Annotated in this window: 23 protein-coding genes; 10 read left to right on the top strand and 13 right to left on the bottom strand. The window is 72.1% G+C overall.

Translation table 11 applies throughout. The annotated features are described in order from the left end of the window. Window positions 1-41 precede the first annotated feature (41 nt). On the top strand, window positions 42-1,244 hold the full coding sequence (locus tag ACSNOB_RS09730; protein ID WP_436686260.1) for an MFS transporter: 1,203 nt from the start codon (window positions 42-44) through the stop codon (window positions 1,242-1,244). Between the two features lie 128 nt (window positions 1,245-1,372). Then, entirely contained in the window at window positions 1,373-1,573 is a 201-nt protein-coding gene (locus tag ACSNOB_RS09725; protein ID WP_393102691.1) for a hypothetical protein, read from the top strand. Window positions 1,574-1,629: 56 nt separating this feature from the next. Here ACSNOB_RS09725 and ACSNOB_RS09720 read toward each other — a convergent pair whose 3' ends face one another. Continuing rightward, window positions 1,630-2,952 (bottom strand): AAA domain-containing protein, encoded by a 1,323-nt coding sequence (locus tag ACSNOB_RS09720; RefSeq protein WP_436686258.1) that lies wholly within the window; start codon window positions 2,950-2,952, stop codon window positions 1,630-1,632. A 168-nt stretch (window positions 2,953-3,120) separates the two neighbouring features. On the opposite strand from ACSNOB_RS09720, the gene ACSNOB_RS09715 reads away from it, so the two are divergent. The 3 genes from ACSNOB_RS09715 to darG are packed head-to-tail and all read left to right on the top strand — an operon-like array spanning window position 3,121 to window position 5,176. Beyond that, window positions 3,121-3,411 carry a restriction endonuclease gene (locus tag ACSNOB_RS09715; RefSeq protein ID WP_436686257.1) on the top strand — a complete coding sequence of 97 codons (291 nt, stop codon included), beginning with the start codon at window positions 3,121-3,123 and terminating at the stop codon, window positions 3,409-3,411. Continuing rightward, window positions 3,408-4,094, top strand: coding sequence for a type II toxin-antitoxin system toxin DNA ADP-ribosyl transferase DarT (gene darT, locus ACSNOB_RS09710; protein WP_436686256.1), 687 nt, complete (start codon window positions 3,408-3,410; stop codon window positions 4,092-4,094). Before ACSNOB_RS09715 ends, darT begins: the two co-directional genes overlap by 4 nt. After that, on the top strand, window positions 4,091-5,176 hold the full coding sequence (gene darG / locus ACSNOB_RS09705; protein WP_436686255.1) for a type II toxin-antitoxin system antitoxin DNA ADP-ribosyl glycohydrolase DarG: 1,086 nt from the start codon (window positions 4,091-4,093) through the stop codon (window positions 5,174-5,176). The genes darT and darG overlap by 4 nt, the downstream gene beginning before the upstream one ends. A 116-nt stretch (window positions 5,177-5,292) precedes the next feature. On the opposite strand, the gene ACSNOB_RS09700 is transcribed toward darG, so the two are convergent. The 6 genes from ACSNOB_RS09700 to ACSNOB_RS09675 all read right to left on the bottom strand — a co-directional run bounded on the left by ACSNOB_RS09700 (window position 5,293) and on the right by ACSNOB_RS09675 (window position 9,010). Next, window positions 5,293-5,700: a GIY-YIG nuclease family protein gene (locus tag ACSNOB_RS09700; RefSeq protein WP_436686254.1), complete on the bottom strand. Its 408-nt coding sequence runs from the start codon at window positions 5,698-5,700 to the stop codon at window positions 5,293-5,295. Window positions 5,701-5,771: 71 nt separating this feature from the next. Continuing rightward, window positions 5,772-6,044: a DivIVA domain-containing protein gene (locus ACSNOB_RS09695; RefSeq protein ID WP_436686253.1), complete on the bottom strand. Its 273-nt coding sequence runs from the start codon at window positions 6,042-6,044 to the stop codon at window positions 5,772-5,774. Continuing rightward, window positions 6,044-7,126, bottom strand: a complete 1,083-nt coding sequence (locus ACSNOB_RS09690; RefSeq protein ID WP_436686252.1) for an FAD-binding oxidoreductase — start codon at window positions 7,124-7,126, stop codon at window positions 6,044-6,046. Before ACSNOB_RS09690 ends, ACSNOB_RS09695 begins: the two co-directional genes overlap by 1 nt. Continuing rightward, the gene (locus ACSNOB_RS09685) at window positions 7,123-7,374 is read right to left on the bottom strand and encodes a hypothetical protein (RefSeq protein WP_436686250.1); all 252 of its coding nucleotides are present in this window, start codon (window positions 7,372-7,374) and stop codon (window positions 7,123-7,125) included. The genes ACSNOB_RS09690 and ACSNOB_RS09685 overlap by 4 nt, the downstream gene beginning before the upstream one ends. A 240-nt stretch (window positions 7,375-7,614) precedes the next feature. Then, window positions 7,615-8,469, bottom strand: a complete 855-nt coding sequence (locus ACSNOB_RS09680) for a hypothetical protein (RefSeq protein ID WP_436686249.1) — start codon at window positions 8,467-8,469, stop codon at window positions 7,615-7,617. Between the two features lie 64 nt (window positions 8,470-8,533). Continuing rightward, window positions 8,534-9,010 carry a glycine-rich domain-containing protein gene (locus ACSNOB_RS09675; protein ID WP_436686248.1) on the bottom strand — a complete coding sequence of 159 codons (477 nt, stop codon included), beginning with the start codon at window positions 9,008-9,010 and terminating at the stop codon, window positions 8,534-8,536. Window positions 9,011-9,191: 181 nt separating this feature from the next. Here ACSNOB_RS09675 and ACSNOB_RS09670 point away from each other — a divergent pair, with 181 nt between their 5' ends. The 3 genes from ACSNOB_RS09670 (at window position 9,192) to ACSNOB_RS09660 (ending at window position 14,405) form a co-directional block, all read left to right on the top strand. Then, window positions 9,192-10,685 (top strand): hypothetical protein, encoded by a 1,494-nt coding sequence (locus ACSNOB_RS09670; RefSeq protein WP_436686247.1) that lies wholly within the window; start codon window positions 9,192-9,194, stop codon window positions 10,683-10,685. Then, entirely contained in the window at window positions 10,682-11,245 is a 564-nt protein-coding gene (locus tag ACSNOB_RS09665) for an N-acetyltransferase family protein (protein ID WP_436686246.1), read from the top strand. Before ACSNOB_RS09670 ends, ACSNOB_RS09665 begins: the two co-directional genes overlap by 4 nt. Before the next feature lie 85 nt (window positions 11,246-11,330). Continuing rightward, window positions 11,331-14,405: a DUF3427 domain-containing protein gene (locus tag ACSNOB_RS09660; protein WP_436686245.1), complete on the top strand. Its 3,075-nt coding sequence runs from the start codon at window positions 11,331-11,333 to the stop codon at window positions 14,403-14,405. 84 nt (window positions 14,406-14,489) lie between these two features. On the opposite strand, the gene ACSNOB_RS09655 is transcribed toward ACSNOB_RS09660, so the two are convergent. The 6 genes from ACSNOB_RS09655 to ACSNOB_RS09630 all read right to left on the bottom strand — a co-directional run bounded on the left by ACSNOB_RS09655 (window position 14,490) and on the right by ACSNOB_RS09630 (window position 19,051). After that, entirely contained in the window at window positions 14,490-14,789 is a 300-nt protein-coding gene (locus ACSNOB_RS09655) for a helix-turn-helix domain-containing protein (RefSeq protein WP_436686244.1), read from the bottom strand. Then, window positions 14,786-15,139 (bottom strand): type II toxin-antitoxin system RelE/ParE family toxin, encoded by a 354-nt coding sequence (locus ACSNOB_RS09650; protein WP_436686243.1) that lies wholly within the window; start codon window positions 15,137-15,139, stop codon window positions 14,786-14,788. The genes ACSNOB_RS09655 and ACSNOB_RS09650 overlap by 4 nt, the downstream gene beginning before the upstream one ends. A gap of 126 nt (window positions 15,140-15,265) precedes the next feature. Further along, complete coding sequence (locus ACSNOB_RS09645; RefSeq protein WP_436686241.1) at window positions 15,266-16,444, bottom strand: aminoglycoside phosphotransferase family protein; 1,179 nt, start codon at window positions 16,442-16,444, stop codon at window positions 15,266-15,268. 173 nt (window positions 16,445-16,617) lie between these two features. Then, window positions 16,618-17,295 carry an ankyrin repeat domain-containing protein gene (locus tag ACSNOB_RS09640; RefSeq protein ID WP_436686240.1) on the bottom strand — a complete coding sequence of 226 codons (678 nt, stop codon included), beginning with the start codon at window positions 17,293-17,295 and terminating at the stop codon, window positions 16,618-16,620. Next, a complete protein-coding gene (locus tag ACSNOB_RS09635) occupies window positions 17,292-17,924 on the bottom strand; it encodes a response regulator (RefSeq protein ID WP_436686238.1) in 633 nt (210 codons plus the stop codon). Before ACSNOB_RS09635 ends, ACSNOB_RS09640 begins: the two co-directional genes overlap by 4 nt. Next, complete coding sequence (locus ACSNOB_RS09630) at window positions 17,921-19,051, bottom strand: sensor histidine kinase (RefSeq protein ID WP_436686236.1); 1,131 nt, start codon at window positions 19,049-19,051, stop codon at window positions 17,921-17,923. Before ACSNOB_RS09630 ends, ACSNOB_RS09635 begins: the two co-directional genes overlap by 4 nt. 173 nt (window positions 19,052-19,224) lie before the next feature. Here ACSNOB_RS09630 and ACSNOB_RS09625 point away from each other — a divergent pair, with 173 nt between their 5' ends. Next, window positions 19,225-19,773, top strand: coding sequence for a GlcG/HbpS family heme-binding protein (locus tag ACSNOB_RS09625; protein ID WP_436686235.1), 549 nt, complete (start codon window positions 19,225-19,227; stop codon window positions 19,771-19,773). A gap of 236 nt (window positions 19,774-20,009) precedes the next feature. Further along, window positions 20,010-22,124, top strand: coding sequence for a hypothetical protein (locus ACSNOB_RS09620; protein WP_436686234.1), 2,115 nt, complete (start codon window positions 20,010-20,012; stop codon window positions 22,122-22,124). The last annotated feature ends 3 nt before the right edge of the window (window positions 22,125-22,127 follow it).

Here is a 22,127-nt window from a genome sequence, read left to right as displayed (position 1 = left end):
TATGGGAACGATCGCTCCCATACGAGCGGAGGAGGGTATCGGTGACGACCACAGAACAGACGGCCGCTCGGGCGACCGACCAACAGGCCCCACGGAGGAACCACTGGCTGGCGGTCAGCGCGGTGGCCCTGGGAACGTTCCTGCTGGTGACCGCCGAGCAACTGCCGATCGGGCTGCTGACCACCGTGGGATCGGCCCTGTCGGTCTCCGAAGGGACGGCCGGGCTGATGGTCACGGTGCCCAGTCTGGTCGCCGCAGTCGCGGCACCGCTGGTGCCGGTACTCGTCGGCGGAATGAACCGGCGGCTGCTCCTGCTCGGCCTGATGGGGCTCATGACGCTCGCCAACGTGGCCTCGGCCCTGGCGCCGAACTTCGCCGTTCTGGTGTCCTCCCGGGTGCTCGTCGGGGTGGCGATCGGCGGCTTCTGGGCCGTCGCCAGCGGCCTGGCCGTCCGGCTCGTGGCCCCCGCGAACGTGCCACGGGCCACCGCGATCATCTTCGGCGGTGTCGGCGCCGCGAACGTCTTCGGCGTCCCGCTCGGCACGCTGCTCGGCGACTTCTCCGGCTGGCGCTTCGCCTTCGCGACGCTGAGCGCCCTGGCGTTGGTCGCGCTGCTCGCGCTGCTGGCCGTGCTGCCGCCGTTGGCCGCGTCCCAGCCGGTCCGTCCGCGACTGTTGGCCCAACAGTTCCGCAACCCCGGCGTACGCGTCGGCATCCTCGCGACGTTCCTGATCGTGACCGGCCACTTCTCGGCCTACACCTTCGTCAGCCCGGCACTGCAGCAGCTGTCGGGGATCGACGAACGACTCGTCGGCCCGTTGCTGTTCGGATTCGGGCTGGCGGGCATGGTCGGCAACTTCGTCGCCGGCGCCGCGCTGGCGCGCAATCCGCACCGGACCGTGCTGGCCATCACCGTGGCCCTGGCTGCCGCGATGCCGCTCTACCTGGTGCTCGGCCGGGGGCCGGTCGGCGGGGCCGCACTGTTGATCGCCTGGGGCCTGGCGTTCGGCGGCGTGTCGGTCGGCCTGCAAACCTGGATGATCAAGACCGCGCCCCACGCCGTGGAGGCGGCCTCCGCCCTGTGGGTGGCGGTGTTCAATCTGTCGATCGGCTTCGGCGCGCTGGCCGGCGGCGTCCTCGTCGACTCGCTCGCCCTCGAGGCTGTGCTGTGGCTCGGCGGCGCCTGCGCCCTGGCAGCCGCGCTGGCGGTCTGGAGCGCCCGCGCCAACGAGAACCTGCGGTGACCTGCGGAGCGCACTTCCCCGTACGAGCGGCGAGCGCGGGTGACGCTCGCAGGGGGTCCACCCCTATCCGTCCGACAGGGGTCCCGACGGCGTGTGGGGGCGGGAGACGACGGGTACCGGCGGCCGGCATGAGTGACCTTCCGCTGCACATCCTGACCGACGCAGGCTTCACCACCGACGAGGCGAACTCCATCGTCGATCACCTCATCAAGGGTGTCGACACCCACGACGGGAGGAGCGAGACCGACCGGATCGACGTCGAGGCGCTCCCGCCGGAGAAGAAGGCGGCCATCGACAGGTTCAACATGGCCGTGGCCGCCGACTTCTAGTCACCCGGGGCGCCGGTCCCGTCCCGGCCTGCCGCAACAGGCGGGCCGGGACGGCGTCACCGGGACCGGTCGCCGGCGAGCAGCGCGAGGATCGTCTGGTTCGCCTCCCAGCCGTCCGGGAACTTCACCGGCACGTCGAGGTGCACGATCTCGGTCGACGGGTGGGCGTCCAGCAGTTCGCCGATCCCGGCCCGCGCCACCACGATGCACGCGTGCCGGTGCCGGGACGTCAGCACGCAGAGCCGCCCCGACTCCAGGTGGAACGCGGTGGCGTCCCGCCGTCCCGACAGCGGGTGCAGCACGATCGTCACGTCGTACTCCCGGCCCTGGAGCCGGTTGGCGGTGTCCACGGTGATGCCCGCCCCGGCCTCGCCCAGGTGCGCGCGGATCGCCGCGACCTGGTCGCGGTGCGCGGCCCCGACGGCGATCCGGTCGGCGGTGACGGGCGCGCCCGCCGGCGCGTGCTCGGAGACGGCGACCGCGCCCCGCCGCAACACGCGCAGCGCCAGCGCCGCGCACGCCGAGGCGGCCTCCGCATCGGTACGCAGGGTGTGCCGGGCCGGCAGCTCGTGCAGCGCCCAGCCGGTGGCCGCCGCCAGGTCCACCACCCGGTCCAGCGCGTCCCCCGGCCCGGGCTCGGTGAGGGACAGCGCCCGGTCCGAGGCGGACGTGCCGGCGCGGAACCCGGTGAACGGATAGAACGCCGCCGCGACCACCGGCGCCGCCGACGCGGGCAGCCGCCACGACACGGGAAGCCGGTGCACCGGCAGCTGCGGGTTGTGCCGCAGCAGCACGGCCACCGCCGACTGCATCGGATCCCAGGTCAGGCCCGTCCACCGCGCCGTGTCGACGGTGGAGAAGGGGTCGAGCTGGCCGGGATCACCCACGAACAGCGCCCGCTCGAACCTGCCGGCCACGCGCAGCAGCGCGTCCGACCGCATCTGGTACGCCTCGTCGACGATCGCCCACGGCCACGAGCCGTCCGCGACCGTGGCCCACTTCGCGGCCGTACCGATGATGACGGCCGGGCCGCCGAGGTCGGCGACCTTCGCGGCGACCCGGACCGTCTCGTGGCCCCTGACCCGCTCGGACGGCCTGTAGTCGGCGGCCGAGAGGCGGCCGATGCGCAGCTCGGGCGCCTTGCGGGCCAGGCGGTCGATGAGGTCGTCGACCTGCTCGTTGGTCTGCGCGATGATGATCAGCGGCTCGCCGGCGGCGGCCAACTCGACGGCTGCGCGCACCACCAGGGTCGATTTTCCGGCCCCCGGCGGGGAGTCGACCACCACGCCGCGGTGCTCGCCCGAACGCAGGTCGGCCAGCACGGCTGTGATGACCCGCTCCGCCTCGACCGCCGGCGGCATCTCCAGCCCAGCACGCATCGATTCCACCTCCCCGGAGGTCTACGGGACATTACCCCTGGTTAAGTCGCCCAGGAAGGCCAGCCCTCGACGGCGGGCGTCGGAGTTGGACCCGCTGCGGAGCGTGGCGGCCGAAAGGTACTGCGGCGCCCGATCGCCCTCTGGTCCGGGATCCGACAATTGGCGTCGATGACGGTGGCGCAAAACCGGCCATACCAGCACCAAGTGACGCATGGCTACGACTGCACAGGGTGTCGGAGTCATCGCGCGCTGGCTATCGTGTCCGCTCTGCCAACCCTCACGACACATTGGACTGACGTGGGCCTCCTTGTCACCACCAGCGGCTACGGACCTGCCTCAGACGAGTTCGCCTCCGGCAAGCCGTTGAAGCTGATCGACGGATCAAGCCTGCTCCACCTGCTCCCCCGAACATGCGCAGGCGCGGGCTCGGATCGACCCGGGCGAATCGGACTGACATGATCGGGAAGCGCCCGCCCGAGCGGGCATTGATCATGCATTTCACCCACATCGACAACCTGCCGGCGATCCTGACGGCTGGGCGACTCGTCGCGGACAATGTCGTGGGCGAACGTCTGGTGACCGACGTGGGGTCGGCAGCCATCAAGGCGAGCCGCCGCACCCGACGGGTGACGTGCCCGCCTGGCGGTGTCGTCGCCGACTACGTCCCCTTCTACTTCGCGCCCCGCTCGCCGATGATGTACCGCATCGCGCGGGAACACGAGGCCGGCAAGCCCGGCTGCTATCCCGGAGGGGACGACCCGCTGGTCTACCTCGTCAGTTCGGTCGACCGCGTGCACGCCGCGGGTCTTCCGTGGGTGGCCAGTGACGGCAACTGCGCGGCCTCAATTACCTGCTTCTCCCCGAGGCTGAGTGACTTGGCCCACCTCGTGGACTGGCCGTTGATGCGGGAGAAGGTCTGGAAGGACGTGCCGGAAGACCAGGACCGGATGCGGCGACGCATGGCCGAACTGCTCGTGCACCAGGAACTTCCGCTGGACCTGATCGCCGGCTACGTCGTTCGGACTCCATCGCGGGAGACGCAGCTGAGGCATGTTCTGCGGTCTGCTGGCATCATCGACGCGTACGTTGTTGTCAGGGCCGACTGGTACTACGGGTTCACTCGGAGGGAGGTGCGCGAATGATCGTCATCAGCCACGGCAACCTGCTCACGGCCGACGCGGAGGCCCTGGTCAACACGGTCAACACGGTGGGCGTGATGGGTAAGGGCATCGCCCTCCAGTTCAAGCGCGCCTACCCCGCCAACTACGCAGCCTACCGAGCCGCGTGCGCGGCGAAAGAGGTCGAGCTGGGCCGCATGTTCGTATTCGACTCCGGTCTGCTCGGATCCCGCCGCTACGTGATCAATTTTCCGACCAAGGGTCACTGGCGTGCCAACTCGAAGCTGTCCGACATCCGTGCCGGCCTTGCCGATCTCGTCCGGGTCGTCCAGGAGCGGCACATCGGTTCGGTCGCGATGCCGGCCCTCGGCTGCGGTAACGGCGGACTCGACTGGGGCGAGGTCCGCCCGGTGATCGAGCAGGCTTTCGCCGATCTGCCCGACGTCCGGGTGCTGCTGTTCCCGCCCGAAGGCGCCCCCGAACCATCGGACATGCCCGTCGCCACGCGAAAGCCAACACTGACGTCGGGGCGCGCTACCCTGCTGCGCGCCATCGAACGGTATCTGGAACGGGCCCGGGAGCTGGAACCGCGGGACGGCATCACGACCCTGGAGATCCAGAAGATTGCCTACTTCCTCCAGGTGTTGGGCGAGCCCTTGCGCCTTTCCTTCACCCGGGGGCGCTACGGGCCTTACGCCGACAACCTCAATCATGTTCTTGACCGCCTCGAAGGGCACTATCTGGTGGGTTTCGGCGACCGTTCCTCCCGCGTCGAGGAGTTGCGTCCCATCCATCTGACCGATGGCACGAGCGAGGCGGTCTCCGCCTGGTTCGATTCCTCCGATCGGAAAATCCCGGAGGCACTGGCGCGTCTCGCTGAACTGGTTGACGGATTCGAGGCTCCGTACAGCCTCGAACTACTCGCCACCGTGCACTACGCCGCGCAGACGCGACCCCCGACCAGCGACATCGACGAGTTGATCGAGCGCGTCCAGGCGTGGAGCGGGCGTAAGGCCCGGCTCTTCACGCCAGCGCACATCACCACCGCGTGCGAGCGATTGCAATCCGCCGGTTTGCTGCCCAACCTGGTCAGGGCATCGGCCTGACGGCTCAGCGCCATCGGTGGGCGCGTACCGGCCCGCGCGGCACGGTCAGGGTCGGCAGGTCGCCGTCTCCCCGCCGTGCATCTCCGCGCGACAATCGCGCGATGCCGACACCCGCCCTAGCCTGCTGCGTCGCCGGGACGGCGCGACTTCGGCACCTGCCGGTTGAAGCGTGGCTTCAGTGCCAAAACCAAGGCTTCCTTCGCGCCCTGCGGGTTGTCGTCCTCCCGCCAGCGAACCTCGCACCGGGCAAGCCAGGCGGCGATGTCGGCGGCCGAGGCCACCAGACCCAGTTTGTCGAGCTGGTGTCCGACCTGCTGGTGCAGGACCGAAGACTCGCGATTGCCGGTCAGGTGCTGCCGCAGCCGGCTGCGCAGGTTGCCCGTGTAGCCGACGTAGATGACCTTTGAGCCCTCGATGACCACGTGCACGCCCGGCGACCGGGGCGCGGTCGCCGCAACCTCCGTGGTGTACGGCTGGGCGGGCGTGAAGTCGGCCAGCAGGTCGTCGTGGATGGCGTCAGGCATCCCCAGAAGGTACCGGCCGGGCGTCTCCCCCCGCACGAACCGTCGGGGATCGACGCGCGAGCTCTCACCGCTCACCGGCCGGCATGCCGGGCCTCGCGCCGCTCACCGGCTCGTTGAGTTTGCCAGGCGCGGAGGGCCTCCTTGATGCGGTGGTTCTCCGCGCGGGTGAGGTCTAGTTGGCGGGTACGGTCGCGCAGCTCGTGGGCGAGGCGGTGCAGCAGGGCGTCAACCTCGTCGACCCGGTAGCCGCGCCGGCAGAGCGACGTGCGCGGCAGCGTGACGCCGAGGACCCGGTCCGGGGTGAGCGGGTCGGGCAGGGCGTGCCGGCTGCGGTACACGGCCATCAGGGCACCATCGCGTACGGCAGGTGGATGCGGTCGGCGGGCACCCCGACGGCGAGCAGGCGCAGCCGCGCGCCGGCCAGCATCGGCGGTGGGCCGCAGACGTACAGGTCGTGGTCCGGGCGGTGGTGGTTGAGGGCGATGGTGAGGGCGTCGCCCTGCTCGGCCGGCTCGGCGCAGGGGTCGTGACTGAAGGCGGGCAGGACCGCCAGCCAGTCGTGGGCACGTTGGAGCCGGTCGAGGGCGATCGGGTCGTAGAGCTCCGCGAAGCTGCGTACCCCGACGACCAGGGTCACCCGCCGGCCGTCGGGCGCGGCGGCGACCTGCTCGACCAGGGCGCGCAGTGGCGCCAGTCCGGTGCCGCCGGCGACGAGCAGCAGGTCCCGGCGCGGACGCTGGTCGAGGCTCAGGCCGGCATCGCGCGGCGGGCCGAGCCAGAGCAGTTCGCCGGGGCGTACGTCGTGGACGAGGGTGTGGGAGACGGTGCCGGCGGCGAGGGCGCGGACGTGCAGTTCGACGGTGCCATCCGGGCGCGGTGCGTTGGCCGGGGAGAGCCAGCGCCAGCGGCCGGGCCGGCGCGGCGTGCAGACCGGGACCGCCTGGCCGGGCCGGTGGGGCAGGCGACGCCAGGGGCGTACGGTCAGGATCGCGACGGTGTCGCACGGCCGGTCGTGGCCGATCACCTCGGCGGGCGACCAGGCCGGGCCGTCGTCGGCCTGGTCGGCGGCGTGGCGCACGGCCTCGGCGACGCGGCGGCCGGCGCGCTCCCAGGCATCCGCGAGCGGCGGCGTCCACAGTGCGCGGGCCTGCCGGGCGACGGCGGCCCGCAGCGCCTCGCCGACGGCGGCGTGGTGGGGCAGCAAACCGTGCCGGCGGTACGCGCGGCCGAGCACCGTCAGCAGCGCCGCCCGCCCGGCGGGTTCGTCGCCGCCGCTGGTCAGGCGGCCGAGCGCGGCGAAGAGCAGCGGGGCGTCCCGTTCGGGGAGCAGCCCGGGGCGGCCGTCCTCCAGCGTGCACCAGAAGTCGTCGGCGCTCTCGTCGACGCCCTTGTCGACGGCCGCCTCCCAGGCGGCCGTCAGGTTCACGCGCCCGCCTCATAGGTGAGGCGATCCACGGGTGCGGCGTCGGCCTCGGGTTCGGGCAGGCCGGCGGCTGCCAGGGTGGCCCGGCCCCAGCGGGCGAGACGGCAGGGGTAGGGGACGCGTTCGCTTCGGCACAGCTCGCCCTCCGGCCAGCTCTCCGGCACATGCGTGCGCACCGCCCGTACGGCGATGGCGAGGTCCTCGTCGGTGACCGGAGTCAGGACCGGGAAGTCGTCGATCAGGGTGGACACGTTCTGCTGCCCCTCGGGTCGCGGCCGGTGGATCGGCGCCGGGGCGGGCGGGAGCGGAGCTGTGTCGTTCGGGTCGACGCAGCTCCGGAGCCAGCACCCGCCCCGGGCCATGCGTCGACCTTCACCTCCGGTTAGAGGTGCCGGTATGCGGCGATGATCGTGGCGGAGATACGCGCTGCGTATACGGCTGATCACCCAGCCGGACATGCGCCTGAGCAAGCGATGGGCGGCGCTCGCCTCTCACGCCGCCGACGCTGTCGAGCTGCCCCGTCTGTACGGGCACGCCCGGTGAGCCGCCCAGCGGCGGGCGGCGTCGATGAGCGGACCGTGGTGGGACGCGGCGTTGCTCTCCTGCTTGCGTTGCCACAGCACGACCAGGGCGTCGGCGAAGGCGGTCAATGCGGCCTCGGGTGCGTTGGCGTACGCCGGCACCTGCCGGCCCCACTCCTCGGCGGCGGCCGGATCGTGGCCGGCGCGGATCAGGCGCAGCAGCAGCAGTGCGGTGTCGATCCAGGCGGCACCACGGGCGGGACCGGACCAGTCGACGAGCCGGACGGTCGGGTGCTTCCCCGCGTCGCCGCCTGATCCGGGCTCGATCAGGAAGTTGCGGGGCGTCATGTCGGTGTGCAGGAGGGTGTCGCCGTCGACCAGTTCGGGGGCGATGAGTGTGCGCCAGCGATCGCCGAAGGACGGCACGGCGACGGGTGGGCACGGCGTGAGCCGCCGCCCCAAGTCACCGAGGAGGGCCGCCAGCGGGGCGAGGTCGGGTGAGCCCGGGGCCAGGTCCGGATGACGGCCGGCGGCGTGCCCGAAGCCGAGGAGCAGCCACCCGTCGCGCTCGACGGTCCAGAGCAGACGGGGAGCCGCCGCAGGCAGCCACGGGTTGACCCGGGCCTCGTTGCGGTAGAGCCAGCCGAACGGGCCGGCGACCTCGCCACCCTTGCAGAAGACGAGGCCGGAGTCGGTGACGACGGTGACGGCGATGTCGCTGGCAGCACCGGTCGGGATCGGGTCGACCGAGCGGATCGGGCCGGTGTGTCGCTCGACGTCACGCCGTACCCCCTCGGGAAGTTTCTCCCAGCGGCGACGCGACATGTGGTGGCCTTCCGGCGACGAGCGGTCCCGGGCAGTCTATGCCCGGGACCGCTGGTCAGCCGGCCTATCCGCGAGGGCTGTCGTGGCAGCCGGCGTGGCACTGGTGGCACTTCGAATTGCAGTCGGCGACGTGCGTTGCCCAGAGCGGCGCGTCGAGTGCGAAGCCGGCGGCGGTGATCGCGGCCACCGTCCGGGAAATCGGGGCGCCGACCGGCTCCGGGGCGGACGGTCGCCTGTCGTCCGGCACGGGCTCGGGCTCGTGGTGGATGAAACGGCCGGCGAGGCGGTCACAGAACTCGGCGTAGTCGTGGGTGTGGAGGATGAACGTGTGCCAACCGATGTCCACCAGATCGGTCGGCCCGAGCGGTTCGACGGTGACGGCACACGCGCCGAGGAAGGCCAGCGCCTGATCCATGATCCTGGCCGGCAGTTCCGGGGCCAGCTCGGGGTGCTCGTAGGCGATGCGGGCGGTCAGCCGGTCGAACAGCTCATCCGGTACGAGGGTTCGGCCGGTGCGGGTCTTGTCGACGGTGAGCAGCATTGGTGCTCCTTCCGTTGAGCGGGTCTGCGCCCAGACTGCGGCCCGGCCGATCGGCGACGGATGACGGCGCGAGCATCGCCGATATACGCGCCGCGTATATCGGACCGCCACGGAAGGGCTTCAATGGATAGGCTCGACAAGGCGAGATGGACGGAGCCACCTGCGCATGGCGAGGTTGCCGGTGACACACGCGAACTGCCCCCGATGTGGCGCGCGACTGGCCCGCGACAACGACAGCGGGCGCTGCGCACCCTGTCAGGCCGCCGAACGGGACAGGCTCAGCACGCCGCCGGTGGTGCCGGCGAGCTTCTGGGAGCACGAGCCGGTGCGACGGGCCCTGGCCGAGCGGCACCTCGGGCGGGTCATCCGGGCGTACCGGTGCCATCCGTACCACGGGCGGCAGCCGCTGCCGCAGACGGTGGTGGCGGGGTGGCTGGGGATCACGCAGGCACAGCTGAGCCGGGTGGAGAACGGACCACCGATCGTGCACATGGATCGGCTCACGCATTGGGCACAATCGCTTCGGATCCCGTCGTGCTTCCTGTGGTTCAGCCTTCCCACCCGATCGATCAAGGTTGCGGGGCACGATGCCGTATCGGTGGAACGCGCCGGACTCACCACCATGCCGGCACTGGCCGATGCTGACGCTACGGCATCGAACCATGGAGGTGGCACTACGGACCGCCGACAGTTCCATGCCCTCGCCGCACTCGCGGGCATCGCCGCGACCGGTTCCCTCAGCCTGCTCGCCGCACCTGGCGACGCGGCCCGGAGCATCGGCATGGAACATGTACGCGCGGTCAGCTCCCTGGTGGACGAGTTTCGTCGCGCCGACGCGGCAGTGGGTGCCAACCAGCTCTGCGACATCGCCATCCGGGTACACGCCCAGCTGTCGGAATGGGCGGCGAAGGCCACCTACAACCGGGGCGTCGGCGAAGCCCTCCAGGCCACCCTTGCCGATCTGGCCATAGAAACCGCCTGGCTCACCGTCGACGCGAACCGCCGCGCGGAAGCCAGGGCGTACCTCAATGACGCGATCACCAGAGCCCGCTTCTGCGACGACCCACGGATGGAGGTACGCGCATTCGCTTACCTCGCGCTGCTGACCTGCCAGACCCGGCCAGGTGAGGCGCTGCACGCCGTCGAAGCGGCACTCCGGTCCTCCGCCGGATGGGGCACCCCACGACTGGCCACGCTGCTGCACCTACGTGCCGCGAGCACGTATGCCACCCTGCACGACATGGGCGGTTTCCACCGAGCGATGAGCAGGGCTCAACGCGAGTTCGAACGTGGTACCCGTGAGGACGACATGCCGTTCCTTCACTTCGTCACCGCGCAGGAGATCAAGGGCATCGAGGGCCTCGCCTACCTTGCACTGGGCAGGCCCGGTCACGCCGCCGACGCCTTCCGGGCCGTTACGGAGAACCCCTCGGCCGTTCTTCGGCGCAATCAGATCTACTACTCGGTCCAGCTCGCCAGCGCCGCCTACAGGCAGGGCAACCTCGACGAGGCTGCGTACACGGCGATGAACCTGCTGCCCGAACTCAGCCAGGTGAGCTCGGGGCGGGTGACTCACCACCTCGCGCAGATCCGGTCCGACCTGGGACAGCCACAGCGGTCGACCGCTGCGACTCGGAAGTTCGTCGAGGCATACGAACAGGCGGTGCGCGGATGAACGAAGGCTTGGAGCTCCGGCACCACACCGCCGAAGAGGCGGCCGGACTCATCGACCGGCTCGTTGAGCTCTACCTGACCGTGTACGCGAACGGCGGCGAGTTCCACAGCGAGGACCGGTACCGCCGGCAGCTTGCCGGCCACATGCAGCGTGACGGCTGGGACCTGGTCACGGCCACGGTCGGCGGGGAGCTGGTCGGATACATCTACGGCTTCCCGCTGCCGGCCGAGACCCGCTGGTGGGGTGGCATCCAGGAGCCCATCCCGGCCGGATTCACCGACGAGGACGGTAAACGGACGTTCGCCATCAGCGAGTTGATGGTGGCCCCTGGCTGGCGTCGCCGAGGGATCGCCAAGTCGCTGCACGACGAGCTACTCGCTGGGCGCACCGAGGATCGCGCCACGCTCCTGGCCGAGCCGGACAACACCGCAGCCCAGGCTGCGTATCGAAGCTGGGGCTGGCAGAAGATCACCATGCTCCGTCCTGGCTGGGACCACGCACCTACGTATGACGTCATGGTGAAGCAGGTCAGCCAAACCGTACGAGTTGATCCTCTCTGAGACAGGGCCAGACTGTCACCTAACCGACAACAGTTGAGCGCTACGGGGCAGGGCCATCCAGTGCAAGGCCGGTTACCGTGCCCGGGTGACGGATCTTGAGCGAGGCGTCTACGAGCACCTGATTACTCGCGAGCTGGCCGCTGGCCTCCAGCACGTCGATCCCACCCTCATCCAGCACCACAGGCTCGACCCCGCCGACGCCCCCGACGCCCTCGCCCGCCACATCGCCACCCTGGCCCACCGGGCCCTGCACGCCCTCCCCGGCGGCGACGACAAGCTCCAACGCCAGGTAGACCTGGCCAACCGCATCGCCGACGCCATCGCCGCCGTAAGCCCTCAAGCGGCCACGGCACAGGACCAGGTCACCGACGCCAAACACCTCCTGCACGCCATCGCCGCCCCACCCACTCCACCCGCGCAGCCCTCCTTCCCGCAGCGCCCCACCACCCCGCTCTCCACCGGCGCACTGCTGGTCAACGGCCGACACCAGCCGCGCATCGGCCACGAGGTCAACCACGAGATGGCGTCGGCGGAGCAGGTCGACCTGCTCTGCGCGTTCATCAAGTGGTACGGCCTGCGCATCGTCGAGCCGGCCATCCGCGAGCTGATCGCCCGGGGCGGCAAGCTGCGGGTCATCACCACGACGTACCTCGGGGCGACCGATCAGCGTGCCCTCGACCGGCTCGCCGAGCTGGGTGCCGAGATCAAGGTGTCCTACGAGACCAGGACCACCCGGCTGCACGCCAAGGCGTGGCTGTTCCGCCGGGGCAACGGCATGACCACCGCGTACGTCGGCTCGTCCAATCTGTCGAAGGCCGCGCTGGTCGACGGCGTGGAGTGGAACGTGCGGATCTCCAACGTCGAGCAGCCGCACGTCATCGACACGTTCACGGCCACGTTCGAGGACTACTGGAACGACCCCGCCTTCGAGGACTACGACGCCAGCAGGGATGCGGAGCGGCTCAGGCAGGCGCTCAGCGGGGAGCGCCCCGGCGAGGCGTCAATCCAGATCGCCAACCTGGACGTGCGGCCGTACCCGTATCAGGCGGAGATCCTGGCCGACCTGGACGCCGAGCGACACGTGCACGGGCGCTGGCGCAACCTCGTCGTGATGGCGACCGGCACCGGCAAGACGGTGGTCGCCGCCCTGGACTATCGCCGGCTACACAGGGCCGGCAAGGCGGATTCGCTGATCTTCGTCGCCCACCAGGAGCAGATCCTGCGGCAGAGCCTGGCGACGTTCCGGCAGGTGATGGGCGACGGCAGCTTCGGCGAAATGCTCGTCGGGGGCAAGGAGCCGACCCACTGGCGGCACGTCTTCGCCTCCATCCAGTCGCTGAGCCGGCGGGAGATCGACCCCGAGGCGTACGACATGGTGATCGTCGACGAGTTCCACCACGCGGAGGCACCGACGTACGCCCGCCTGTTGGAGCGGCTACGGCCACGCGTACTGCTGGGGCTGACGGCGACCCCCGACCGGGCCGACGGCGGCGACGTGCGGCGGTGGTTCGACGGCCGCGCGGCCGTGGAGCTGCACCTGTGGGACGCCCTGGAGCGGCAGTTGCTGGCGCCGTTCCAGTATTTCGGGCTACACGACGACGTGGACCTGTCGCAGCTGCGCTGGAAGCGCGGGCAGGGGTACGACCCGGCGGAGCTGGGCGGCCTCTACACCGGCAACCACGCGCGGGCGCGGGCGGTGCTGCGGGCGGTACGCGACAAGGTCGACGTCGGCCGGATGCGGGCGCTCGGGTTCTGCGTCAGCATCGGGCACGCCCGGTTCATGGCGGACTGGTTCACCGAGCACGGCGTGCCGTCGGCGGCGGTGACCTCGCAGGTCGACACCCCGAACCGGCACTCGCTGCTCGCGGAGTTCCGCAAGGGCACGCTGCGGGTGCTCTTCACCGTGGACCTGTTCAACGAGGGCGTCGACCTGCCGATGGTCGACACGATCCTGATGCTGCGCCCCACCGAGAGCGCGACGATCTTCCTTCAGCAGCTCGGCCGCGGGCTGCGCCTGGACGACGACAAGCCCTGCCTGACCGTGCTCGACTTCATCGGCGCGCAGCACGCCAACTTCCGATTCGACCTGCGCTGGCGGGCGCTGACCGGGGTGAGCCGGAAGTCCGTCTACGACGCGGTCGAGCAGGACTTCCCGAGCCTGCCGAGCGGCTGCCACATCGAGCTGGACCGGGTGGCCAAGGACATCGTGCTCGGCAACCTGCGCTCGGCGTTGCCGACGTCGAAGCGCGGCCTGGTGGCGGAGCTGCGGCTGCTCGGAGACGTCAGCCTGAGCGAGTTCCTACGCGAGACCGGCGTGGAGATCGAGGACGTGTACCGGTCGGCGAGCGTCGGCGGGTGGACCGGGCTGCGCCGGCTCGCGGGGTTGGAAACCTCGCCACCCGGGCCGGACGACCGTGAGCTGGGCCGGGCCATCGGGCGGATGCTGCACCTCGACGACCCGGACCGGCTGGCGCTGTTGGGTCGGATGGCGGCGGGTGAGCGGCCCGACGCCGGGCGGCTGTGGGACATGCTGCACTTCGACCTGTGGGGGCCGAACGCCCCACTGACCTCGCGGGAGGAGCGGCTGGCACGGCTCTGGGCGGAGCCGCCCCGCTGCGCCGAACTGCGCCAGGTCGCCGAGGTGCTGCGGGACCGAATCCATCGGGTCACGCCGGAGCCGCTGTCGGCGGAGGTGCCGCTGCGGGTGCATGCCCGCTACAGCCGCAACGAGGCGTGCGCGGCCTTCGGCATGCCGAACCCGGGCTCGCTGCGCGAGGGGGTGAAGTGGCTGCCTGACGCCAAGGCCGACCTGTTCTTCGTCACGCTGGTCAAGTCAGAGGCGCACTACTCTCCCACCACCATGTACGCCGACCGGGCCATCACCGACAGCTTCTTCCAGTGGGAGTCGCAGAGCACCACGTCGTCGGCATCGGCAACCGGCCAGCGCTACATCCACCACGCCTCGCGCGGGTCGACGGTGCACCTGTTCGTACGGGAGACCCGGGTCGCCGACCGCGACCTGGGCGCGCCGGCCTACCTCTACGCCGGCCCGATGACCTACCAGGAGCACACCGGCGACCGGCCCATGCGGATCATCTGGCGGCTGCACCACGCGCTGCCCGCCGACACGTACGCCGCCGCCCGGGCCATCGCCGCGTGAGCACTGGCCAGGAGGTGTTGGACCGGCTCACCTCGCTGCGTAGGAACGGGCCTCGAACCGCCCGTCGGGTTCGGGGGCGAATGCTCAGGCGGCGTCGGCGTTCGGAGCGAACCTGACATCCAGTCTCATGTTGAGAGCACGTGCGAGACGCTCCAGGACCGGCAGGGTCGGCACGGTGCCGCCCGCCTCGAACCGGGCCACGGCAGACTGGGTCATACCGGCAGACCTCGCCAACTGGCTCTGGCTCCACCCCTTGTGTTCCCGCAGGTGCCGCACCTCCTGCCCGAGCTCGAAGGCGATGCGCGTCGCCTCGTACGCCTCGGCAGCTCCTGGCTCCGCCATCCGACGGTCGCGCAGGTCGTTCCAGTCGACGCGATCGCTCATCGCTCCGCCCCCTCGTTCACCGTGTGCCGCTCCGCCACGCACCGCTCAAGCGCCCGGCGGGCTCGTTCCACCTCCCGGTCCTCCCGCATACGCGTCTTGCGAAAGACGGTCAGCAGTACGATCCGCCGGTCGGAGGCTATCCAGTACGTCACCCGGACTGCATCGCGCTCCAGGTAGAAGCGCAGCTCCCGCAGCTTGCCGTCGAGCTGTCGAGAGTGCGGCTCACCGAGCAGCACTCCCCTACTCGCAAGCAGGTCGATATAGAACGCCGCTCGCGCGAAGTCGGCGCTCGGTAGCCCCTCCAGCCAGTCTCGAACCTCTGGTTCCAGCTCCACGCTACCCCAGGTCATAGCATCGATGCTATGGCACTGCGGTAATCCCTCCCCGCTTTGCGACCCGCATGTCTTCGAAGGGTTCCGGCCGGTCCGCCATGTACGCCGGCTACAACCGGGCCTGACCACCGCGAGCCGCAGTCATCACAGCGCAGGCGCCGGACCGAGCGCCTGCTTCAGGCAGGCGTCGACATCCGTCGCGTGGTACACCCGCTCGCTCGCCTCGATCCCGTCCAGGAACATCGCGTACACCGCCGCCATCCGCAACGCCGCCACCGGCCGCAGCAGTTCCACGGCCCGCTCCGGCTCACACCCCGGCACGTCGGCCCGCCACCGCGCGCACCACTCCTCAACCACCGACTGCGCAGAGGCCGCGTCGAGCCCTTCCGCCAGCCGCAGCACGTCGAACGCCGGATGCCCGACGAACGCGTCGCCCCAGTCGATGACGACATGCTTCCCGGCGCAGGCGCGAACGTTGCCGGGATGCAGGTCCCCGTGCACCAGCGTCTCCGGCAGCCCACACCGGCCCACCTCGGCGAGCCGCCCCTCCAGCCCGGCCAGCAAGAACTCCACCGAAGACGTGTCGTGACCGGTGAGCCGGTCGCGGATCCAGCCGGCGAGATGAGGGGCACGCAGGTCCGGCACGCCCGCCGCCACCAGCTCCGCCACGTCCGCAGCGGACCGCACCTGCACCGGGTGGTAGTCGGCGGCCATCGCCAGCCGCTCCTCGATGGGCGCCCCGTAGCGGTCCTCGCCCGGCACGTGGTCGAGCAGCATCCGGCCGTCGCCGTCGTCGGCGAGCAGCGTCGAAGTTTTCCCCGGCGCCGCACGCCGGAGCCAGCGCAGCACGGCGGCCTCGTGCCGGAAGAACGCCGGCACCTGCTTCAGCCACGCCGTCCCGCCCGGTCCGTCGAGCCGCCAGACCGCCGACAGGTTCCAGGTGCGCTGCTGGGTGGCGGTCTCCGCCGGCCGACCGAGCCGCCGCAGCTCCGCCATGGCCCAGGCGAGGCTGCACGCCGGCCCGCCGGGTTCGGCGTAGGGGGCGCGCAGCGGGTCCGCCGTCAGGTCCAGCTCCGCCGGGACGAGCGGCGTGGCGGGCGGGTCGCTGACCTGTCCGAGGTACGTGACCGCGCCGCCGATGGTGCCGGTGTCGTCGCCGCCGAGCAGGCGCAGGACGGCGACGTCGACGCCGTACCGCCGGCGGGCCTCGGCCACGACGGGGGCGACGTCCTGCCACCAGGGCGACGGCACGTCGAACGGCGGCAGGGCGCCCAGCGGTGCGCCGGCGGCGTCGAGCAGGGCGAGGGTCACGGTGCGGGACACGCCGGCACGCTACCGCCGGCCGCCGAACCCTCGCGACCGCTTAACCCGGCGGCCGGAAGCACCCCGGCCGCCGAGCCTCCGCGAGCGGTCGGGCCGGCGCCCTGCGCACGCCGGGCTGACGATGCCAACCCCCGGCGGCCACGCCCACCACCTGGCTCCCGCCCCGTCGCCGCTCAGCGCGACAGGATGGCGACGATCTCGGCGTACCCGCGCCGGCGGGCGTGTTCCCGCGCGTCGACGCCGTCCCGGTCGGGCACGTCAACCCGCGCCCCGGCGGCCACCAGGATCTCCGCGATCTGCTGGTACGGCCGGCTGCCGTCGCCGAGGATCACGCATTCCAATAGCGCGGTCCAGCCGAGGTCGTTGACGTGGTTCACGTCGATGCCAGTGCGTACGACGCGCCGGACGTACTCGACGTGACCGCGTTCACTGGCCGGGATGACGGAGATCCCGCCGAAGCGGTTCACGATCGTCAGGTCGGGGTCGGCGGGGAGCAGCACCTCGAGCATCGCCACGCTGCCGGTCACCCCGGTCACCAGCCACGGGGTGTCGTGCTGGTCGTCGAGCGCGTCCGGGTCGGCTCCCGCCTCGATCAGGATCCGGGCGGCCTCGACGTGGTCGTTCGCGGCGGCCAGCAGCAGCGGCGTACGCCGTCGGGCGTCGCGGGTCTCGATGTCGGCGCCGGCGGCCAGCGCGGCGCGTACCGCATCGGGGTCCCCGCTGTTCGCGGCGGCGAGCAGGTCCTGGTCGGCGGGGCGGGGCATGCGTTCCTCCCGGGGCGGTGTGAGGGCGGGCCGGGCGCAGCCGGCGGCCGTGGCGAGGGTGAGGGCGAGCAGGGCGCGGCGCTTCACCGCCGGATCAGCTTCCGCTCGACGGCGGCGTGCACCGCCGCGGTCCGCGAGTCGACGCCGAGCTTGGCGTAGATGCGGACCAGGTGGGTCTTGACCGTGGCCTCGCTGATGAACAGTTGGCGGCTGATCTCCTTGTTGGCGAGGCCCCGGGCGAGCAGCGTGAGGATCTCCACCTCGCGGGCGCTGAGCGTGGCCTGCGGGCCGCGCATCCGGCCCATCAACCGGGCGGCGACCGGCGGGGACAGCACGGTCTCCCCCGCCGCGGCGGCGTGCACGGCGCGGAACAGTTCGTCGGGTGGGCAGTCCTTGAGCAGGTACCCGGTCGCGCCGGCCTCGACGGCGCGCATGATGTCCTCGTCGCTGTCGTACGTGGTCAGTATCAGCACGCGCGGCGGCTCCGGCAGGGTGAGCAGGTTGGCGGTGGCCGCCGCGCCGTCGACGCCGTCGCCGAGTTGCAGGTCCATCAGCACCACGTTGGGGCGCAGCGCGGCGGCCTGCCGGAGCGCCTCGCCGGCCGTTGCCGCCTCGGCGACCACGGTCATGTCCGGCCGGCCGCCGAGCAGCGCCCGCAACCCGGCGCGGACCACGGGGTGGTCGTCGACCAGGATCAGCCGCAGCGGCGTGCTCATCGGGCCTCCCGCAGCGGCAGGCTGACCGCGAGCGCGGTGCCCTCGCCGGGTGCGCTCTCGACGACGACGGTGCCGCCGAGGTGGGCGATCCGCTCCCGGATGCCGGTCAGGCCGTATCCGGTGACGGCGGCGGGGTCGAAGCCGGTCCCGTCGTCGTACACGTCGAGCGTCACCTCCTGGTCACCGTAGGTCAGTGTCACGGCCGTCCGCCGCGCGTGGGCGTGCTGGCGCACGTTGGCCAGGGCGCCCTGGGCGACCCGCAGCAGGGCCACCTCGTTGTCGACGCCGAGCGGCGCGATCGGGCCCACCACGGCGAACCGGACCGGAATCCCGGTGTCGCGCTCGGTCGCCGCGCACAGCCGCTCCAGGGCGTCGGTCAGCGAGGCGCCGTCGAGCGCCGGGGAGGCCAGGCCGCGCACGAAGCGGCGCGCCTCGGCCAGGTTCTCCCGGGCGGTCGCCGCGGCCTGCCGCACGTGCCCGCGGGCCTGCGCGGGTTCGCTGTCCCACTCCTGGTCGGCCGCCTGGAGCAGCAGGTTCATGCTGGACAGGCCCTGGGCGAGGGTGTCGTGGATCTCCCGGGACAGCCGGGCCCGTTCCGCCAGCGCCCCGGCCTCACGCTGGCTGCGGTCCAACTCGTCGCGGGCGGCCAGCAGTTCGTCGAGCGCGCGCTGCCGGGCCCGGTTCTGCCGGTCCAGTTCGAGGAAGACCACGGTGGTGATGGCGGCGACGCCGGCCGGCCCGAGCACCAGGCTGGGGTCGAGCCGGTCGGCCAGCCGCACCTGCGCGACGACGACCGCGCCGGTCAGCAGCCCGGCCAGCGGCCACACCGCGCGTCGCGGGAGCTGGCGCAGGCCGACGAAGAACAGCGGGATCGCCACCAGGGCGAAGCTCGGCGCGGCGAGCACCAGCGCGAGGAACGCGACGAGCACCGCCGCGAAGCGCGCGCCGGGCGCGGCCCGCCCCAGCTCGTTGGCCGCGTACGCGGCCAGCAGCAGCACGGCCAGCGCCAGCACGACGCCGGTGTCGGCGCCCCAGCCGTGGCGTACGACGTAGCGGGAGGCGGCGGCGGCGAGCAGGAGCAGAAACCCCCACCGCATCGCCGGGCGCAGCCGGTCCTGCCGCTCCACCCACCCACCTCCGATCAATTGATCTTGACAATTGTCCAGCGTACGGCAGGTTCGCCGCCGCCGAATCAACCATCTGATGTATCGCGGTTGCATCCGGCGTGCCATGACCGCGCGGCGCGCCGCGGCCAGGCTGATGGCTGTCACCCCGATCCGAAGACCTCAGGGAGCCCGCGATGATCCACAACTTCCGCCGCCGGATGGCGCTCGGCCTGGGCGCCGGCGCCGTGGCCGTGGCCGCCGTCACCGGCGTCGCCGTCACCGCCTCCGCCGCCGAGCCGCTGGCGAAGCCGAAGACCGCGCCAGCCGCCCAGAGCCACGTCGTGGCGAACCCGTCGCTCGACCTCGACGCGGCGCTGCGCGCCGCCGAGGCGACCGTGAAGGCCGCCGAGAAGGGCGGCCACCGGGTCACCGTGGTCGTCCTCGACCGGTCAGGCACCGTGCAGGTGCAGCTCAAGGGCGACGGCGCCGGCCCCCAGACGGCGGAGTCCGCACACCGCAAGGCGTTCACCGCCGTCTCCTTCGGCCAGCCCACCTCCGCGCTGGCCGGCCGGGTGACCGGGGCGGGCGCCACCCTGCGCGACATCCCGGGAACGCTGTTCCTCGGCGGCGGCGTGCCGGTGAGCGTCGGCGGGCAGGTGATTGGTGCCATCGGCGTCGGCGGCGCGCCCTCCGGCGACCTCGACGAGCAGTACGCCGACGCCGGCGCGGCCACCCTGCGCTGAGCGCGCCGACCCCGTCGAGGGTGGGCCTTCGGGGCGGCTGACCGGAGGCCCACCCCTGCGGCGTCGGATCCTCGGCCCCGATCGGCCGGCGCGGGTCACCGCTGCGCCGATGGCACGCCGACGTCGAACTGCCCGGTCAGACCAGCAGCACGCACCGACCGTCGGGACATACACCACCTTGCATTGAAGCCATAGACTCCTCACCGACGGTGCCGGTCACCTCACGGGGAGACATCATGGTCCAGGGCGCAGCGGCCGACGACGCGCAGCCAGAGCAGCAGCCGGCGCACTGTCCGCACACACCGGCGCTCCCGCCACCCGCGCAGACCGGCCCACCGGCGCTCCCGCCACCTGCCCAGGCCGGCCCACCGGCGCTCCCGCCACCTGCCCAGACCGGCCCACCGGCGGGCCCGCCACCTGCGCACACCGGCCCGCCGCCGGGTCCGCCACTGCCGCCGCACCACGCCGCGGCGTCCGGGCCGCCGCCGTACCACGCCGCGCCGCCCGGGCCGCCGCCGTACCAGCCGGCGCCCGCGCCGGGACAGCCGTGGGCGGGCGCGCCGCTGCGCGCCACCGCGCCCCCGCCCTACCCGGGCTATCCGCCCCCGCGCCGCAACCACACGGCGCTCTTCGTCGGCCTCGGCGGCGGCGCCTTCGCGCTGCTGCTGGTCTGCGCCCTGCTCGGCGTCTTCCTGGTCCGCACGGTCGGCGACGACCCCGACGCCCCGCCCCTCGACCCGCACGTCGCACGGCAGGTCGCGGCGGCCGGCGACCTGGCCGCCGCGGCGGTGACGGTGGCGAGCGTGCCCGGCGCCCGCTACACCGGCTGGTTCACCGACGGCGACGGCGACCGGGTCACCGTCGACGCGCGCGTCACCACCGAGGGCTCGACGCTGGCGCAGCTCGGCGTGAACGGCCACCGCCTCCAGGCGCTGGACACCGGGGAACGCACCTTCGTCAAGGCCCCCGCCGCCTACTGGCGGAGCACGGGCGTACGGGCCGACGTCGTCGCGGAGTACGGCCGGCAGTGGGTGCAGGTCGCCGACGAGCACTTCGGCCTCGACCTCGGCGACTCGCTGGCCCCCTCGACCCTGGCCGAGGTGCTGGCGGGCGAGGGCGTCACCGACCTGCCGGTCCCCGGCGCCACCACGACGATCGACGGCGTGCCGGTGCAGGTCATCGACGCGGGCGGGCTGATGGTCCATGTGACCACGACCGAGCCGCGGCAGGTCGTCCGGGTGGCGGCCCGGGCGGGCACCGGCCCGACGGTCACCGGCACCCGCAACGACCACGGGTCGGCAGGCGTACGGCTGATCGCCCGGGGCGCGCGGGCCGACGACGAGTTCGAGTTCGACATCGCACGGCTCACCCCGGAGGAGACCGAGGAGTTCTTCCGCACCCTGGCCGCCCGCGTCCAGGAGCTGCGCAACTCGGTCGACTCCCAGGTGAGGTTCACCCTCAGCGGGGCGATCACGCTCTCCCCCTGCACCGTCAACGGATGCCGCGCCAACGTGACGGTGTCGAACCGGGTGGTGTCGAGTTCGCCGTACCTGTCGGTCAACCGGCCGGTCAACGCGTCCATCACGACCTCGATGACGCTGGACGGCCGCCCGATCGCCACCTGCGCCACGACGAAGAGCATGCGGCCCAACGGCAGCGCCACCACGTCCTGCTTCGCCCGCTACCGCATCCCGCCGTCACGCAATCCCAGGGTCCACACGGTCCGCGCCCAGGCGTCGACGGTCGCCCGGGCGCTCGTCCAGGCCGACATCAAGGCGCTCGCCGACGACCTGGCCAGGGAACTCGCCCGCAACCGGCGGCATCGCGCCACGCCGACGCCCACCCCGGCCGGCACCGCGCCGAACGCCCCGACAGCCACCGCCCAGCCGCAGGCCACCCGGAGCGCGATGGTCTTCCCCACCGCGACGTCGCCGAGCCTGACGCCGGCCCAGCAGCAGGCGAAGGCCCGGGTGGAGCAGCTCGCGAGGCAGGCCTGCCGGGAGGTCGCCCGGCAGCCACACCACACGGCCGCCACCTGGGGCACGGCCGTGCACAAGCGGTTCGCCGAGCTGATCGAGGCGGAGGGCGGCAACCTGCACAGCGAGGTCTCCTACCTGCGGGGCCGCATCGCGCCAATGCGCTACAACCCCTACTTCGGGCGCAAGGTCTGGCCCGCCGGCAGTGCGCGCGCCGACGTCGTGGTGGGTGCCGACCCGCTGCGGCCCGAGTTCTTCCTCGACCTCAAGACGGGCGACGAGGGACTCAAGCAGGACTGGTACGACAAGCTCCACCGCAACCTGCCGGCGCAGTACCGTAACCGTCAGCTACCGGTGTTCGAGGTACGGTGCTGACCG

It is taken from the genome of Micromonospora sp. URMC 106 (assembly GCF_051386395.1).
Taxonomy (GTDB): domain Bacteria; phylum Actinomycetota; class Actinomycetes; order Mycobacteriales; family Micromonosporaceae; genus Micromonospora.
Note: the sequence above shows the minus strand (reverse complement) of the source record. Positions and strands in the feature narration are given on the sequence as shown.